Source organism: Streptomyces sp. NH27, assembly GCF_056859195.1.
In genome coordinates, this window is sequence record NZ_JACEGK010000119.1 from 1 (window position 1) to 16,188 (window position 16,188).

At 71.8% G+C, this 16,188-nt stretch carries 15 protein-coding genes; 5 read left to right on the forward strand and 10 right to left on the reverse strand.

Annotation, left to right across the window (positions count from 1 at the left end):
- On the reverse strand, positions 1-502 hold a 502-nt coding region (locus tag AC13HU_RS12525), incomplete at its 3' end, for a hypothetical protein (RefSeq protein WP_483041896.1).
- A gap of 55 nt (positions 503-557) precedes the next feature.
- Positions 558-1,244, reverse strand: coding sequence for a GntR family transcriptional regulator (locus AC13HU_RS12530; RefSeq protein WP_483041897.1), 687 nt, complete (start codon positions 1,242-1,244; stop codon positions 558-560).
- Between the two features lie 160 nt (positions 1,245-1,404).
- On the opposite strand from AC13HU_RS12530, the gene AC13HU_RS12535 reads away from it, so the two are divergent.
- A complete protein-coding gene (locus AC13HU_RS12535; protein WP_483041898.1) occupies positions 1,405-3,447 on the forward strand; it encodes a serine/threonine-protein kinase in 2,043 nt (680 codons plus the stop codon).
- Between the two features lie 254 nt (positions 3,448-3,701).
- Here the strand turns inward: AC13HU_RS12535 and AC13HU_RS12540 are convergent, their stop codons facing one another.
- Positions 3,702-4,985 carry an adenylosuccinate synthase gene (locus tag AC13HU_RS12540; RefSeq protein ID WP_483041899.1) on the reverse strand — a complete coding sequence of 428 codons (1,284 nt, stop codon included), beginning with the start codon at positions 4,983-4,985 and terminating at the stop codon, positions 3,702-3,704.
- A 134-nt stretch (positions 4,986-5,119) separates the two neighbouring features.
- On the opposite strand from AC13HU_RS12540, the gene AC13HU_RS12545 reads away from it, so the two are divergent.
- A complete protein-coding gene (locus tag AC13HU_RS12545) occupies positions 5,120-5,947 on the forward strand; it encodes a diacylglycerol kinase family protein (RefSeq protein WP_483041900.1) in 828 nt (275 codons plus the stop codon).
- 65 nt (positions 5,948-6,012) lie between these two features.
- Here AC13HU_RS12545 and AC13HU_RS12550 read toward each other — a convergent pair whose 3' ends face one another.
- The 6 genes from AC13HU_RS12550 to sp36 all read right to left on the reverse strand — a co-directional run bounded on the left by AC13HU_RS12550 (position 6,013) and on the right by sp36 (position 10,271).
- Positions 6,013-7,353 carry a cytochrome P450 gene (locus tag AC13HU_RS12550; protein WP_483041901.1) on the reverse strand — a complete coding sequence of 447 codons (1,341 nt, stop codon included), beginning with the start codon at positions 7,351-7,353 and terminating at the stop codon, positions 6,013-6,015.
- Entirely contained in the window at positions 7,350-8,183 is an 834-nt protein-coding gene (locus AC13HU_RS12555; RefSeq protein WP_483041902.1) for an MBL fold metallo-hydrolase, read from the reverse strand. The genes AC13HU_RS12550 and AC13HU_RS12555 overlap by 4 nt, the downstream gene beginning before the upstream one ends.
- Positions 8,180-9,088 carry an NUDIX hydrolase gene (locus tag AC13HU_RS12560; RefSeq protein ID WP_483041903.1) on the reverse strand — a complete coding sequence of 303 codons (909 nt, stop codon included), beginning with the start codon at positions 9,086-9,088 and terminating at the stop codon, positions 8,180-8,182. Before AC13HU_RS12560 ends, AC13HU_RS12555 begins: the two co-directional genes overlap by 4 nt.
- 65 nt (positions 9,089-9,153) lie before the next feature.
- Positions 9,154-9,582 carry a DUF952 domain-containing protein gene (locus AC13HU_RS12565; RefSeq protein WP_483041904.1) on the reverse strand — a complete coding sequence of 143 codons (429 nt, stop codon included), beginning with the start codon at positions 9,580-9,582 and terminating at the stop codon, positions 9,154-9,156.
- Positions 9,583-9,648: 66 nt separating this feature from the next.
- A complete protein-coding gene (locus AC13HU_RS12570; protein ID WP_483041905.1) occupies positions 9,649-10,116 on the reverse strand; it encodes a RidA family protein in 468 nt (155 codons plus the stop codon).
- Complete coding sequence (sp36, locus tag AC13HU_RS12575) at positions 10,113-10,271, reverse strand: Sp36 family protein (RefSeq protein ID WP_483041906.1); 159 nt, start codon at positions 10,269-10,271, stop codon at positions 10,113-10,115. Before sp36 ends, AC13HU_RS12570 begins: the two co-directional genes overlap by 4 nt.
- An 87-nt stretch (positions 10,272-10,358) precedes the next feature.
- On the opposite strand from sp36, the gene bagA reads away from it, so the two are divergent.
- Together bagA and bagB are read left to right on the forward strand one after the other, a co-directional pair.
- Positions 10,359-11,576: an ATPase BagA gene (gene bagA / locus AC13HU_RS12580; RefSeq protein WP_483041907.1), complete on the forward strand. Its 1,218-nt coding sequence runs from the start codon at positions 10,359-10,361 to the stop codon at positions 11,574-11,576.
- A gap of 66 nt (positions 11,577-11,642) precedes the next feature.
- Complete coding sequence (gene bagB / locus AC13HU_RS12585) at positions 11,643-12,938, forward strand: ATPase BagB (protein ID WP_483041908.1); 1,296 nt, start codon at positions 11,643-11,645, stop codon at positions 12,936-12,938.
- Positions 12,939-12,971: 33 nt separating this feature from the next.
- On the opposite strand, the gene AC13HU_RS12590 is transcribed toward bagB, so the two are convergent.
- Entirely contained in the window at positions 12,972-13,310 is a 339-nt protein-coding gene (locus tag AC13HU_RS12590; RefSeq protein ID WP_483041909.1) for a WhiB family transcriptional regulator, read from the reverse strand.
- Between the two features lie 576 nt (positions 13,311-13,886).
- On the opposite strand from AC13HU_RS12590, the gene AC13HU_RS12595 reads away from it, so the two are divergent.
- Positions 13,887-16,188, forward strand: a 2,302-nt coding sequence (locus tag AC13HU_RS12595; protein ID WP_483041910.1) for a transglycosylase domain-containing protein, incomplete at its 3' end; no start/stop codon positions are given.

Consider the following 16,188-nt stretch of genomic DNA (forward strand, 5'->3'; position numbering starts at 1 on the left):
GTTCGGGGGCGGCCGGGGGCCGCGCGGGGTCGATCCCGATGGCGGGCGCGACGAAGTCGAGCTCGCGCAGCAGACCGTGGCTGGAGCCGAGCGGGCCGCCGCCTTCGAGGAGTTCGTCGTTGACGACGGGATGCGGGAAGTCGAGGGGGACGTAGGCGCCCGCGTGGTCGTAGTGCCAGACCAGGTGCGAGGACTGCGCGGTGGTCTCGAACATCTCCAGCAGTTCCTCGTAGTCGCCGCCGAGCGCGTCGACCGGGCTGACTTCGAGGCCCTGGAGGGCCAGCAGGTAGGCGCGGCGCAGGAAGTGCAGCGCGTCGTAGTCGAAACAGGCCACGGGCGCCACGTCGCCGGACAGCCCCGGCATGTAGCCGTAGACGGGCACGGGCGGCTGGCCCGCCTCCGCCAACGCCTTGTCGTAGCGGGCGAGTTCCTCGGAGAACGGGTTTTCCGGGCTGTGGCACAGCACATCCACGAGGGGCACGAGCCACAGGTCGCAGGCCACGAAGCAACTCCATCCGGTCGGGGGCGTACAGCGTAAGGGGAGGGGACCGGTCACGTCAGGAGCGTGCCAGGGCGAGCTTCTCGACCAGCGCGAGGGTGTGCTCGCCGTACTCGTGGGTGAGGTGGAGCGCGGTGGCGGTGTCACGGTCGGCGACGGCGTCGGCCAGGGCGACGTGGCCGGACCAGCACACGCCCGCGAGGTCGGTCAACGATCGGAGGTGCGGCACCGCATAGATCCACGCCTGGGCGCGCACCCGGTCCAGGAACTCGCTCAGGTGCGGGTTGCCGCCCATGGCCGCCAACTCGCGCCAGAACCGCAGGTCACAGCCGATCAGTACGTCAAGGACGCCTGCCTGCGCGGCGCGTGCGGCGGCCTCGGCGCGGCGCCGTACGGACGCGATGGCGTCGGGCGACGGGTCCGCGGCGTCGTACTCGGTCATCCAGTGGAAGGCCGCGTCCACGACGAAGGTGCGGGCCTCGGTGAGCGAGCGGAAGTCGGCGGCGGTGAACTGCCGCACCTGGAAGCCGCGGTGCTGCTCGACCTCCAGCAGGCCCTGTGCGGCGAGGTCGACCAGGGCCTCGCGGACCGGGGTTGCGGAGACCCCGTAGGTCTCGGCGATCTCCTTGACGGTGAAGTGCCGCCCGGCCTGGAGCCGGCCGGTGAGGATCTCGTCGCGCAGGGCGTCGGCGATCTGCTGGCGCAGGCTGCTGCGCCGCACCTGCGGCCCGCCGCCGTCCCGCATACCGCCTCCTTGCCGTACAGCCCGATGCACAGGTGCCCGCCGCACCCTCGCACACCATAGGCGACCGGCGTTCGTATGCTTATTCTTCGCCGTGATGGCTGTGCCGTTGCGACCGGCGGCGCCCTGCTGCCGGGTGGCGGGAGCGGGGGCAGGACGGGCGATGGACGAGCTGAAGGCCGACGATCCGCGCTGGATCGGTGCGTACCGGCTACTGGGCAGGCTCGGCGCCGGCGGTATGGGCCAGGTCTACCTGGCCAGATCGGAGCGGGGCCGTACGGTCGCGGTGAAGCTGGTGCGGCCGCATCTGGCGGAGCAGGAGGAGTTCCGCACCCGATTCCGGCGCGAGGTGCGTGCCGCGCGGCGGGTCGGCGGGCGCTGGACGGCGCCGGTGCTCGACGCCGACACCGAGACCGGCATCCCGTGGGTGGCCACCGGATACGTGCCGGGGCCCTCGCTCCAGCACGTCGTCGCCAAGGAGTTCGGGCCGCTGCCGGAGCGCTCGGTCCGCGTCCTGGCGACGGGGCTGGCCCACGCCCTGGCCGACATCCATGGTGCCGGGCTGGTGCACCGCGACCTCAAACCGTCGAACGTCATGATCACGATCGACGGCCCGCGCGTGATCGACTTCGGCATCGCCCGCGCCCTGGAGACGGTCGCCGACGCGTCACTGACCAGTACCGGGGCGATGGTCGGGTCGCCGGCGTTCATGTCACCCGAACAGGTGAGGGGCGACCGGGTCACCCCCGCGTGCGACATCTTCTGCCTCGGCTCGGTGCTCGCCTACGCCGCCACCGGACTCCAGCCGTTCGGCGCCGCGGCCAGCGGGGTGCACGCGCAGATGTTCCGTATCGTGCAGGAACCGCCGGACCTGGACGCCGTACCGGAAGGGTTGCGTGACCTGGTGGCCGCCTGCCTGACCAAGGACCCGGGGGCGCGGCCGTCGCTCACGGAGGTACGGGAACTGCTCGGCGAGGACGGCACCCAGGGCGCCGACGGCGCGGGCGAGGACCACGGCGACGCGGACCGGAACGCGGAGCCGTGGCTGCCCGGGGCGATCGTGGCGCGGCTGGGCCGGCACGCGATGCAGCTGCTGGAGTTGGAGGCCGAGACAGAGACGGAGGCGGAAGCGCAGGCGGAGGCGGAGGCGGACGCACCGGCCAAGGTCCCCGCGCAGACCACGGAAACCGTCGTGCTGACCCCGGCCAAGCCACGGTCCGGCGCCGGAGGTGACGAGCGGGCGGCCGGGTTCGCGGCCGCCGTCGCCGCGGAGGAGCCGGCGGCCGACCCGCGCGCCGGCGCGTCGTGGCCGGAGCGGTCTGGGGCGTCGGGGGCGTCGGGGGCGTCGGATACTCCCGCAGTCGCGGAAGTGCCGGCGGCCGACCCGCGCGCCGGCGCGGCGCGGCCGGAGCAGTCGGGGACACCGGGGACCGTGGATACTCCCGCAGCCATGGGAGCGCCCGCAGCCGCGGAAGTGCCAGCGGCGGAAGTGCCAACGGCCGATCCGCACGTCGGCGCGGCGCGGCCGGAGCAGTCGGAGACGTCGGGGACCGTGGGCGCGCCTGCGACCGCGGAAGTGCCGTCCGCCTCGGAACCGACGCCCCCGCCTCCACCTCGGCAGACGGAAGTCGCGCCCTCCGTACCCTCCGCGCTCTCCACACCGCCTGCGCCGCGGCGGCGGCTCGGCCCGATCGTGGCGGCAGGGGTAGCCCTTGTGCTCGTGGCAGGCGGGGTCACCGCGTATGTCGCGATGCACGACGGCACGGACGACCAAGCGGGCCCGGGGCCGGGCCCCTCGACGACCGGCGCGCACTCCCCGACCCGCGACCCCACCGCCACCGGCACATCGACCCAGCGGCCGATGCCGATGGGCGGCGGCGGGCTGCAGGACATGGTGGGCACCTGGCGGACCTCGTTCACCAGCGACGACAACGGCGACAACACGCGCACGCTGACCGTGCACGAGAACGGCGACGTGGAGCTGTCGGGCGCCAGCGCGTCGTACTCCTGCTCCTGGGACATGCGGGTGACCGTGCAGGGGCCGCCGGTGGAGTTGAGCCCGTCGAAGGTGGTCAGCGGCGAGCCCGCGTCCTCCTGCACCCCGGGCGACGCCAGCATGCTGAGCCTGATCGACTCCACCCACCTGCAACGAAGCGACCTGGACGACGGCAAGGCGCCGCTGACGTACACCAAGGTCACCGGCTGACGCGTCGAGCGTGTGGGTAACGACCTGGTGCACGACAGGCGGTGGATCAGCGAGCGGCGTCATGGGGCTTCGGATGCAAGGCGCCGAAGTGTCCTCAGGGTGGTTTCCTGAGGACACTTCGGCAACGCCGCAGACGGAGTCGCAGGACGTCGCGAGCCCGCCGCCTATCGTGCACCAGGTCGTAAGCCCCGCTCACCAGGGTGGGCGGGGCTTACCCGTGCGCACAGCGCGCGGCGCGGGCTCGAAGGCGCGTCTCAGAGGAAGGAGTTGATCTCGATCGTCTCGTCCCGGCCGGGGCCGACCCCGATCGCCGAGATCGGCGCGCCGGACATCTCCTCCAGTGCCTTCACGTAGTCCCGCGCGTTCTTCGGCAGGTCGGCGAGGGACTTGGCGCCGGTGATGTCCTCCGACCAGCCGGGCAGGTACTCGTAGATCGGCTTGGCGTGGTGGAAGTCACTCTGGCTGTAGGGGAGTTCGTCCACCCGGCGGCCGTCGACCTCGTAGGCCACACAGACCGGGATGCGCTCCCAGCCGGTGAGGATGTCCAGCTTGGTGAGGAAGAAGTCGGTAAGGCCATTCACCCTGGTGGCGTAACGGGCGATCACCGCGTCGAACCAGCCGCAGCGGCGGTTGCGCCCGGTGGTGACGCCGAACTCGCGGCCGATGGTGCGCAGCTTGTCGCCGTCTTCGTCCAGCAGCTCGGTGGGGAACGGTCCGGAGCCCACACGCGTTGTGTACGCCTTGAGGATACCGATCACCCGGGTGATCTTGGTGGGGCCGACACCGCTGCCGGTGCAGGCGCCGCCGGACGTCGGGTTCGACGAGGTGACGAAGGGGTAAGTGCCGTGATCGACGTCAAGGAGCGTGCCCTGCCCGCCTTCCATGAGCACGACCTTGCCGGCGTCCAGTGCGTCGTTCAGCACCAGGGTGGTGTCGGCGACGAAGTCCTTGATCTGCGCCGCGTAGCCGAGGTATTCCTCGACGACCTGTTCGGTGGTGATGGCACGCCGGTTGAAGATCTTGACCAGGATCTGGTTCTTGTCCTGGAGCGCGGCCTCGACCTTCTGCTGAAGGATCGATTCGTCGAAGAGGTCCTGCACACGGATGCCGACCCGGTTGATCTTGTCCGCGTAGGCCGGGCCGATGCCACGACCCGTGGTGCCGATCTTCCGGTTGCCCAGGAAGCGCTCGGTCACCTTGTCGATGGTCTGGTGGTAGGGCGTGATCAGATGGGCGTTGCCGCTGATCAGCAGTTTGGACGTGTCGACACCGCGCTCGTTCAGTCCGCTCAGCTCGGAGAGCAGGACGTTCGGGTCGACGACGACACCGTTGCCGATCACCGGGACGCAGCCCGGTGACAGGATTCCCGAGGGGAGCAGATGCAGTGCGTACTTCTGGTCGCCGACGACGACCGTGTGACCGGCGTTGTTACCGCCCTGGTAGCGCACCACATAGTCCACGGAGCCACCGAGCAGGTCGGTGGCCTTCCCCTTGCCCTCGTCACCCCACTGAGCACCGAGCAGCACAAGTGCGGGCACAGGCGTACACCCCTTCCGGGCGGGGCATGTCCAACGTGCAGAGAGCCGTCGAACCTGCCCCGGAATAGACGAAGCCCCTGACGCAAAGGCGCAAGGGGCTCTTGCACCAAGACTTTACCTGAGGAAGGACCAAGGTGTCGGCTCACGTCCCGGCCGGGCATCCCCTGCTCGTGGTCATCGACCCCGCCGCACGCGCCACCGACGGCGAATCCGTCCGGATCGCCAAGGATGTGCTGTGTGCGGGCGCGGCCTCCGTGAAGATGGCGTTCCCCGAGTCCGCCGAGGAGGCCGAGCGGGCACTCGCCCATCGCGGCCGGCGCCATCTGGTGGTGCTGGGCGACGACGCTGCCCTGCTGCGCACGGTCAACGTGCTGCGGCGAGAACGCACCCTGCACGACTCACCACTGTCGGTGGTGCCGATCGGGCCGCGCTCCACGCTGGTGCACGCGCTGGGGGTGCCGGTGCAGGTGCCGGCCGCGGCCCGCGCTGTGCTCGACGGCGTGGAGCGCGAGCTGGATCTGCTGGTCGACGAGAGCGGCGGCATCGTGCTCGGCACGCTCAGCCTGCCGTGCGGCATACCGGTCGCACACACCACCGCGCGCTGGTGGACACCGGTGGAGAAGACCGCCCGTTCCCTGGTGCGCACGCTCACCTCGCCGATCCCGGTCAACGGCAATCCGCCGCCGCGCCGCCAGCGGCTGCGGGTCGAGGCCGACGGAGTGCTGCTCGCCGATCTGGACGAGCCGGTGCACGAAGTGTCTGTGCGGCCCGCGCCCACCGGGCTCGCCGAGATCTTCGTCCGCCGCACCCCGGGCTCCGCGCAGGTGCGTGCCCGGGCGCGCACCATCACGGTCTCCGGCCGCGACTTCCGCTACCGGGCCGACTCGGCGATCACCGGGCCGGTGCGGTCCCGTACGTGGACGGTGGAGTCGTCGGCCTGGCGGCTGACGGTGCCGCGGTAGACGGGGCGGAGGGCCGGGGCCTTCGTACGGTCTCCCGGCCCGCCCCCGCCCGGGCGGGCCCCGCCTCACCAGGTGACGAGCAGCTGCTCCGGGCCGCGGATCACGTAGCCAGGGCGCCAGGCGGGCTCCTCGACCAGCCGCATGCCGGGGGCGTCGCGCAGGAAGGTGCCGAAGGACGCGGTGAGTTCGAGCCGGGCCAGTGGCGCGCCCAGACAGAAGTGGATGCCGGCGCCGAAGGTGAGGTGCTTGTTGCCGGCCGCGGGCCGGGTGATGTCGAAGCGGTCGGGATCGGGGAAGCGGGCCGGGTCGCGGTTGGCGGAGCCGAACAGCAAGGCCACCTCGGAGCCGCGCGGGATGGTGCTGCCACCGAGCTCGATGTCGTCCAGCACCCAGCGTTCGAAGAGCTGGAGCGGGGTGTCGTACCGCAGCATCTCCTCGACGGCGCCGCGCAGCAGTTCCTCGCCGGCGGCGGTACCGGCGGTGCCGGTGGTACCCGCGGTGGCCGTGGTGGCGTCGGCGAGCAGGCGGAGCTGGTCCGGGTGACGGAAGAGCTGGAGCCAGCCGAGGGTGGTGGTGTTGACGGTGGCCTCGTGGCCGGCGTTGAGGAGCAGCACGCAGGTGGAGATCATCTCCTGCTCGCTGAGCACGTCACCGTCGTCGTGCGCGGCGATCAGGGCGCTGATCAGGTCGTCGCCGGGGGCGCGGCGGCGGGTGGCGATCAGGCCGCGCAGGTAGTCGGAGAACTCCTCGCTGGCCCGCACCGCGAGCTGGGCGGTCTCCGCGGTCGGGTTCAGCTCGAACATGCCGGTGATCGCCGCGGACCAGGGGCGCAGCAGTCCGCGGTCGGCGGGCGGCACCCCCAGCATCTCGGCGATGACCGCGACCGGCAGCGGCTCGGCGACGCGGGCGAGCAGGTCGCCGCCGCCGTCCCCGCGCAGGGCGGCGATCAGCTCGGCGGCGAGCCGGTGCACGGTCGGCGCGAGGTCGTCCACCATCCGCGGGGTGAACGCCTTGGCGACCAGGCGGCGGATGCGGGTGTGCACCGGGGCTTCGAGATCCAGTATCCCGTTGCCGTTGAGGGTGGTGAACGGCTCGTGCTCGGGCGGCGGCGGCTGGCGGCCGAACTCCTCGTGGCTGAAGCGGTGCAGGTAGGTGCGGCCGAGCCGGCGGTCCCGCAGCAGGGCGCTGACGTCGTCGTAGTGCGCGACGAGCCACTGGTCGGTGGGCTCGAAACGGTGTGCGCGGCCGGCCGCGCGCAGGGCCGCGTAGGCCGGGTAGGGGTCCTTGACGAAGGACGGCGACCAGGGCGCGAACAGGGCGGTCGCGGGATCGGTGGCGGGATCGGCGGCCGTGGCGGTCGGGGACGACGGCGAGGGCGCGGAGGAGGGTGCGGGCTGAAGTGTCATGGCAGTTCGATGAGTCCGTGTTCACGCAGGTAGTCGAGTTGGGCGCGGACCGACAGTTCGGCGGCGGGCCAGAGCGCGCGGTCGACGTCGGCGTAGACGTGGGCGACCACGTCGGAGACGGTGCGCAGGCCGGACTCGACGGCGGTCTCGACCTGGGCCAGGCGGTGCGCGCGGTGTGCGAGGTAGAACTCGACGGCGCCGCGCGCGTCGTCGAGCACCGGTCCGTGGCCGGGCAGCACCGTGTCCACCTCGCCGTCCACGGTGAGGGACTGGAGCCGGCGCAGGGAGTCCAGGTAGTCGCCGAGGCGGCCGTCGGGGTGGGCGACCACGGTGGTGCCGCGCCCCAGCACGGTGTCGCCGGTGAGCACCGCCCGGTCGGCGGGCAGGTGGAAGGAGAGCGAGTCGGCGGTGTGGCCGGGGGTGGCGATCACCCGGAGTTCCAGGCCGCCGGTGGTCACGATGTCGCCCGCGGCCAGGCCCTCGTCACCGAGCCGCAGCGCCGGGTCGAGGGCGCGGACCGGGGCGCGGGTCATCTCGGCGAAGCGGGCCGCGCCCTCCGCGTGGTCCGGGTGGCCGTGGGTGAGCAGGGTCAGCGCGACCCGCCGGCCGTGCTGCTCGGCGGTGGCGATCACCCGGGCCAGGTGTTCCTCGTCCTGCGGGCCCGGGTCGATGACGACTGCCAGCGGGGAGTCTGGCTCGGCGACGATCCAGGTGTTGGTGCCGTCGAGCGTCATCGGCGACGGGTTGGGTGCCAGGACGCACAGCGAGCGGGCGGTGGCGGGGCCGCCGACGACGGACTGCGGGCGGCCCGGCGGCTGGGCGGCCGTCACGGCTGCTCCCGGCTGAACTCGTCGTGGCCCGGCCAGGTCAGCATGACCCGGCCCTCGTCGTCCAGGGACGCCTGCGCGATCACCGGGGTCAGGTCCCGGTCCGCCGCGGCGGCCAGCGCGTCGGCGGCGTGACCGTACGGCAGCAGCGAGCGGAGGGTGGCGAGGGTGGGCGGGAGCATCGCCATCTCGCCGCGGGCGTGGCCGTCGACCGCCTCGGCCGGGCGCAGCCAGACGGTGTGGTCGGCCTCGCCGGAGACGTCGCGGGTGCGTTGGCCCGGTGGCAGGAGGGCCAGGAAGAACCAGGTGTCGTAGCGGCGCGACTCGAACTCGGGGGTGATCCAGCGCGCCCACGGGGCGAGCAGGTCCGAGCGCAGCACCAGGTCGCGGGCGGCCAGGAAGTCGGCGAAGGCGAGGTCGTGGGCGACCAGGGCGGCGCGGTCGGCCTCCCATTCCGCCCCGGTGGTGTCGGCGACCACGCTCGCGTCGTCGGGCCCGGCCAGCAGCACCCCGGCCTCCTCGAAGGTCTCGCGGACCGCCGCGCAGACCACCGCCTGCGCCTGGCCGACGGGCACGCCGAGCGTCCGCGCCCACCACTCCAGCGGCGGCCCGGCCCAGCGCACCGGCCGCTCGTCCCGCGGATCGACCCCGCCACCGGGGTACGCGTACGCGCCCGCGGCGAAGGCCATGGACGCGCGACGGCGCAGCATGTGGACGGCGGGACCGCCGCCCTCCCCCGCGGACACACCGCCCGCCTCGCCGGCGGACGCACTGCCCGTCTCTGGATCGCGCAGCAGCAGTACCGTCGCGGCCGGCCGCGCGTCGACCGGGACCAGTTCGCCGCGGGCCAGGGCGCGAACGCGGTCGGCCCAGCCCGCGGTGAAGGGGCCACCGTTCATGCTGCTCATGGCCGGAGCCTACGTGCCCGCGGCGATTTGTTCGAGGGTCACCCGAACGGCTGTGGACGAACGCGCTACGGCCCCGGCCACGGCTCCACCGCGACCACCGCGGTGACCGCCAGCGGACCGTAGATGTGCGGGAACTCCTCGCCGCCCGGTACGGGTGGCTCGTAGCGGACCGGCACGTCGAGCCGGGCCACCTCGATCACCAGGACGACCAGGTCGGTACGGGCCGGCTCGGCGCCGTAGAGCAGCGCGGCGACCGCCGGGAGCTGGTGGCGCAGCGAGCAGTGGATGAAGCCGACGTCGCCGAGGGTGCGGTCGCGGGTGGACAGTTCGTAGCTGCCCACCGCGCGGGCCTCGTCCCACAGGGCGCGCTCGGTGAGGTGCAGGATCAGCTCCGGCCGCGTCGGTACGGCCCCCCACCCGGCCCGGCCGTCGCCCGCGCCTGGGCGCGCGCCCATGTCCGTACGCCCGGCACCCTCGTCCGTACCCTCACCCACCGCGCCGTCCTCCCGTCGCCGTCCGAGCGCTGCCGGGTCACCGCCACGGCGGCGGCCCGGCGGGGCTCAGTCGGCCAGTTCGACCTGGATCTCGACCTCGACCGGCGCGTCCAGCGGCAGCACCGCGACACCGACCGCGCTGCGCGCGTGCACGCCCTTGTCGCCCAGCACCGCGCCGAGCAGTTCGCTGGCGCCGTTGACCACCGAGGGCTGGCCGGTGAAGTCCGGCGCGGAGGCGACGAAGCCGACCACCTTGACCACGCGGGCGATCCGGTCCAGGTCGCCGACGACCGAGCGGACCGCCGCGAGGGCGTTCAGCGCGCAGGTCGCGGCGAGTTCCTTGGCCCGCTCCGGGCTCACCTCGGCGCCGACCTTGCCGGTCGCCGGCAGCTTCCCCTCGATCATCGGCAACTGCCCCGAGGTGAAGACGTACGCGCCCGAGCGGACCGCGGGCTGGTACGCGGCCAGCGGCGGCACCACGTCGGGCAGGGTCAGCCCCAGTTCGGCGAGCCGTGACGCGACGCCGCCGCTCACTCCTTCTCCCGCTTCATGTAGGCAACCAGTTGCTCGGTGTTCGGGCCCGGGACGACCTGGACCAGGTCCCAGCCGTCCTCGCCCCAGTTGTCCAGGATCTGCTTCGTCGCGTGCACCAGCAGCGGTACGGTCGCGTACTCCCACTTCTTCGCCATACCGCGACTTTAGTGCCTCGCCCGGCCCGGCCCGTGCGGCGGCTCCGCACGGCGAACCGGTGGCCGAAGGGGTGACCGGGCCGCCGAATGGTTAGGCTCGCAAGGGTGAGCCCTCAACAGTCATCAGCCGTCAGACTCCACGTCGTGACGGGCAAGGGCGGCACGGGCAAGACCACGGTCGCCGCCGCACTGGCGCTCGCCCTCGCGGCCGAGGGCCGCCGGGTGCTGCTGTGCGAGGTCGAGGAGCGGCAGGGTGTCGCCCAGGTCTTCGAGACCGAGGCACTGCCGTACGAGGAGCGCAGGATCGCTTCCGCTTCGGGCGGCGGCGAGGTGCACGCCCTGGCCATCGACGCCGAACTGGCGATGCTCGACTACCTCGACATGTTCTACAAGCTCGGCCGGGCCGGCCGGGCGCTGAGGAAGCTCGGCGCGATCGACTTCGCCACCACCGTCGCCCCCGGCCTGCGCGACGTGCTGCTCACCGGAAAGGTGTGCGAGGCGGTGCGCCGCAAGGACAAGGCGGGCTGGCCTGTGTACGACTCGGTGGTGCTCGACGCCCCGCCGACCGGCCGGATCACCCGCTTCCTCAACGTCAACGACGAGGTCGCGGGCCTGGCCAGGGTCGGCCCGATACACAACCAGGCACAGGCCGTGATGAGGGTGCTGAAGTCCCCGCAGACCGCGATCCACCTGGTGACGCTCCTGGAGGAGATGCCGGTCCAGGAGACGATGGACGGCGTGGCGGAACTGCGCTCGGCGGGGCTGCCGGTGGGCGCGGTGATCGTCAACATGGTGCGGCCGGTGCTGCTGGCGGACGCCGAACTGGCGGAGGTGGCCGGCACCGAGAGCGGCACGAACGGTAGGGGCGGCGGGAACGGTACGGGCGGGAGCGGCGCGGGCAACGGCAAGCGCAGGGCCGCCGTCGCCAAGGCGCTGTCCCAGGCCGGGCTCGGCGGCGCGCGCCGTGGCGGCGTCGCGGAGCGCCTCGTCGAGCCACTCTTCGCCCAGGCCCACGAGCACGCCCAGCGGGTGGTGCTGGAGCGGGAGCAGCGCGCGGAGATCGCCGGACTCGGGCTGCCGGTGCGGGAGTTGGAGCTGCTCGGCGACGGAGTGGACCTCGGCGGGCTCTACCGGCTCGCCGAGAGCCTGCGCCATCAGGCGGTGGCGCCCGCCCGCGAGGACGCCCACGCCCCTGTCACGCCGGACGACGGTGACCTGCCGGACGACGCCGAAGCCCTGGACGACGCCACCGCCGACGCCGGCGCCACCGCCACCGCCGACGCCGCGAACGTGGACGATGACTGACGGCGCCCGCCCGAAGAGACGACGCCGACACCGCGTACAACGAGCCCGAGTTCTGAGGTCGCACGGATGAGCCTGGAAAGCCCCCCGCTGGAGATCGATCCGCTGCTCGACGACCCCAAGGCCCGCATCATCGTGTGCTGCGGTTCCGGCGGTGTCGGCAAGACCACCACCGCCGCCGCACTGGGCGTGCGCGCCGCCGAGCGCGGGCGCACCGCGGTGGTACTCACCATCGACCCCGCGCGCCGTCTGGCGCAGTCGATGGGCCTGAGCGAACTCGACAACACCCCGCGCGAGGTGGCTGGAATCGATCGGTCGGCCGGCGGCTCGCTGCACGCGATGATGCTGGACATGAAACGGACGTTCGACGAGGTCGTGGTGCAGCACTCCGACCCCGAGCGGGCCCGGGCGATCCTGGAGAACCCCTTCTACCAGTCGCTGTCGGCCGGATTCGCCGGCACCCAGGAGTACATGGCGATGGAGAAGCTGGGCCAGCTACGGGCCCAGGACGCCTGGGACCTGATCATCGTCGACACCCCGCCGAGCCGTAGCGCGCTGGACTTCCTCGACGCCCCCAAGCGGCTCGGCTCGTTCCTCGACGGCCGCTTCATCAAGCTGCTGATGGCGCCGGCGAAGGTCGGTGGCCGGGCCGGGGTGAAGTTCCTCAACATGGGCATGTCGATGATGACCGGCACCCTGAGCAAGGTGATGGGCGCCGGGCTGCTGCGCGACGTGCAGACCTTCGTCGCCGCCATGGACACCATGTTCGGCGGGTTCCGTACCCGCGCCGACGCCACGTACCGGCTGCTCCAGGCGCCCGGCACCGCGTTCCTGGTGGTCGCCGCCCCCGAGCGGGACGCGCTGCGCGAGGCGGCCTACTTCGTGGACCGGCTGGCCGCCGAGGACATGCCACTGGCCGGGCTGGTGCTCAACCGCGTGCACGGCAGTGGTGCCGACCAGCTCACCGCGGAGCGGGCGTTGGCCGCCGCCGAGGCACTGGAGGACGCGGTCGCGGAAAATCTTGCCGACGGCGGCATTGTCGATCTCCCCGCCGGGAAGGCTGACTTCGATGGTCTCGACAGCGCCGCGGAAGGCGCCGGGAAGGGTGCCGCGGACAGCACCCGGGACCGTGCCGAGGCAGACCCCCAGGACCGTACGGAGCTCCTCGCCGCCGGGCTGCTGCGCCTGCACGCCGAGCGGATGCAGGTGGTCGCCCGCGAGCGGCGCACGCGCGACCGCTTCGTGTCGGTGCACCCCGAAGTCCCTGTGGTCGAAGTCACGGCGCTGCCCGGCGACGTGCACGACCTGGGGGGGCTGCGGGCGATCGGCCTGCGTCTCGGCGGCGATCAGCCGGCCGCGGCGTAGCCGTCGCGTAGTCCTCGTCCGTCTCGTCGCCGGTCAGCCGGCCGCGGCGTAGTCCTCGTCCGTCTCGTCGCCGATCGGCAGCAGGCCGGTGCTGCGCTCGTACTCGGTACGAGCGGTCTCCAACAGCCGGCGCCAGGACGTCACGGTCGGACGGCGGCGCAGCAGAGCGCGGCGTTCACGCTCGGTCATCCCCCCCCACACACCGAACTCGACCCGGTTGTCGAGCGCGTCCGCCAGGCACTCGGTCCGCACCGGGCAGCCGGTGCACACCGCCTTCGCCCGGTTCTGGGCCGCACCCTGGACGAACAGCTCGTCCGGATCAGTCGTCTTGCACGCAGCCTGCGTGCTCCAGTCGGTTACCCAGCCGCTCATGCTGGCGCCGTCCTCTCCCGAATCGAGGCTCCCCCACGGCGGCAAACGGCATATTCACCGTTGCCAGTTGAGGACGTTACGGAAGGTAGGCGCGACGCAACAGCCCTTTCAGGCCCAATCTTGCATGGCCCGAATGGACTATGCGTGCGCGGCAGATCACCCAACGGAGTGAGCCGCGACGAAATCGGATATATCGGGAGAAGCCAGACTCTCCGCTCACCCGAGGGCGCCAAGTCCCCAGGCATATACCGAATTTCGGGCAGTTCTCATCACTCACAAGAGTGACAAAGGAGGTAAGGGGTCACGATGCCTTCGTGCCCCGCCTGCTACAGAGTAGGCGACCACCCCACCGCGCGTCCGGGAAATCGCAACGCCCGTACCCCGTCCGTCGCGTGAGAGGTCCCGAGCCGCGTCCGCCACGCCGCGCGCCGGCGTACGCCCCCACTCCCGGGGTCCGCCGCGACCCGCTTCCGTCACGAACGTCACGGCCTCGTAATGTCACGGTCTCGTACGCGTCCCCCCAGAAAGCGACCTGACCCTCGGGAACTGCCAGGATGACGGTTTAGGCTGCTGTGCATGGCTCACAAGCGTTCCGGTGGGGGATTGTCGACGGCCCAGCAGGTCGCCAAGTTCCTCGGTGTCAGCGTGCTGGCCGGCGTGGTGCTCGCGGGAATCGCGCTGCCCGCCGCCGGTGCACTCGGGCTGTCCGCCAAGGGCACCGTCAAAGGCTTCGACGACCTGCCAGGAGAGTTGAAGCAGCCACCCCTGAGTCAGGCGTCCAAGATCCTCGACGCGGACGGCGGCCTCATCGCCACCGTCTACTCGCGTGACCGCACCGTGGTGCCGATCACCCGGATGAGCCCCAACATCCTCAACGCGCTGGTCGACATCGAGGACTCGCGGTACTACGAGCACGGTGCGATCGACCTCAAGGGCATCCTGCGCGCCCTGAGCCACAACGCCTCGGACAGCGGCACCCAGGGCGCCTCCACGCTCACCCAGCAGTACGTGAAGAACGTCTTCGTGGAGGAGGCCGGCGACGACCCGGGCAAGGTCGCCGAGGCCACTCAGCAGACCGTGGGCCGCAAGATCAAGGAAATGAAGTACGCGATCCAGGTCGAGAAGGAACTCGGCAAGAAGAAGATCCTGGAGAACTACCTCAACATCACCTTCTTCGGCGAGCAGGCGTACGGCATCGAGGCGGCCTCCAAGCGCTACTTCAGCACCCACGCCAAGGACCTCACCCTCCCGCAGGCCGCGACGCTCGCCGGGCTGGTCCAGTCCCCGACCGGGTACGACCCGATCAGCGCCCCGAACTCCGCGACCAAGCGGCGCAACATCGTGCTGGCGCGGATGGCCCAGCTCAAGGACATCACCCCGGCCCAGGCCGCCGCCGCGCAGAAGGCCCCGCTCGGCCTCAAGGTCAGCACCCCGAAGAACGGCTGCATCACCGCCGTCAACGGCGCCGGCTTCTTCTGCGACTACGTCCGCGAGACCTTCCTGCAGAACGCCGCCTTCGGCAAGACGAAGGAGGACCGCGCCAAGGTCTGGAACACCGGCGGTCTGACCATCACCACCACGCTCGACCCGAAGGCGCAGAAGTCGCTGCTCGACGGGATCAGCAACCACGTCTACAAGAGCGACGCCATCGCCGCGGCGATGACCATGGTGCAGCCCGGCACCGGCAAGGTCGTCGCGATGGGCCAGAGCAAGCAGTACGGCCTCGGCAAGAACGAGACCCAGATCAACTACTCGGTCAACGAGGACATGGACGGCGGGCTGGGCTTCCAGAACGGTTCGACGTTCAAGCCGATCACCGCGGCGGCCGCCCTGGAGGCGGGCTACAAGCCCTCGCAGTCCTACCCCGCGCCGAACAAGATCCAGTACCCCGACGTGACCACCTGCAACGGCTCGGTCCTGCACAGCGACAAGACCACGCAGAACGAGATGCCGTCGGAAATCGGCCCGTACTCGATGCCGGACGCGCTGAAGCAGTCCATCAACACCTACTTCGTGGCGCTCGAAGCCGACATCGGCCTCTGCCCGATCGTGAAGATGGCCGACAAGCTCGGCGTGACCCGGGCCGACGGCAAGCCGATGGTGCAGGGCGCCTCGCTCACCCTGGGCACCAACGAGGTGTCGCCGCTGACCGTGTCCGCCGCCTACGCGGCCTTCGCCAACCGCGGCGTCTACTGCACGCCGATCGTGATCAACTCGGTGACCAACGCCCAGGGCAAGCACCTGACGGTGCCCAAGTCGCTCTGCTCGCAGGCGATGTCGCAGCAGACCGCGGACACCCTCAACACCATGCTCAAGGGTGTCGTCGACGACGGTACTGGTACCGCGGCCAACCTCCCCGGCCGGGAGACGGCCGGTAAGACCGGTACCACCGACAACCGCTACGCCGCCTGGTTCGCCGGTTACACGCCGAACCTCGCCTCGGCCGTGTGGATGGGCGACCCGGCACACAAGCGGCAGATGATCGACATCACCATCGGCCCGCGCAGCTACGACAAGGTGCAGGGTGCCGACGGACCCGCGCCGATCTGGAAGGACGCGATGAGCGGCGCCCTCGAGGGCACGCCCGTGGCGAACTTCACCACCGTCCCGCTCAATGTGCCGGACCCGAACAAGTCGCAGCAGCCGCCCAACGGCGACGGCACCGGGGACAACGGTGGCGACAACGGCAAGGGCCATGGCGGGCACGGCGGCCATGGCGGCCACGGCGGCTTCACGGTGATGGGCGCGACCACCGGCGCGATCACCAGCGGCGGCACCGGTACGAGCACGGTCGGCGGGACGACGGGCGGGATCGACGGGGGCACCACCGGCGGGACGACGACCGGGGGGACGGCGGATCAGGGGGCCACGGACGGGA

Coding starts and splice junctions, on each gene's coding strand:
- AC13HU_RS12560 (WP_483041903.1), bottom strand. CDS start 9,088: ATGAGCAGCATGAACGGTGGCCCCTTCACCGCGGGCTGGGCCGACCGC.
- AC13HU_RS12535 (WP_483041898.1), top strand. CDS start 1,405: ATGGACGAGCTGAAGGCCGACGATCCGCGCTGGATCGGTGCGTACCGG.
- AC13HU_RS12530 (WP_483041897.1), bottom strand. CDS start 1,244: ATGCGGGACGGCGGCGGGCCGCAGGTGCGGCGCAGCAGCCTGCGCCAG.
- bagA (WP_483041907.1), top strand. CDS start 10,359: ATGGTTAGGCTCGCAAGGGTGAGCCCTCAACAGTCATCAGCCGTCAGA.
- bagB (WP_483041908.1), top strand. CDS start 11,643: ATGAGCCTGGAAAGCCCCCCGCTGGAGATCGATCCGCTGCTCGACGAC.
- sp36 (WP_483041906.1), bottom strand. CDS start 10,271: ATGGCGAAGAAGTGGGAGTACGCGACCGTACCGCTGCTGGTGCACGCG.
- AC13HU_RS12590 (WP_483041909.1), bottom strand. CDS start 13,310: ATGAGCGGCTGGGTAACCGACTGGAGCACGCAGGCTGCGTGCAAGACG.
- AC13HU_RS12550 (WP_483041901.1), bottom strand. CDS start 7,353: ATGACACTTCAGCCCGCACCCTCCTCCGCGCCCTCGCCGTCGTCCCCG.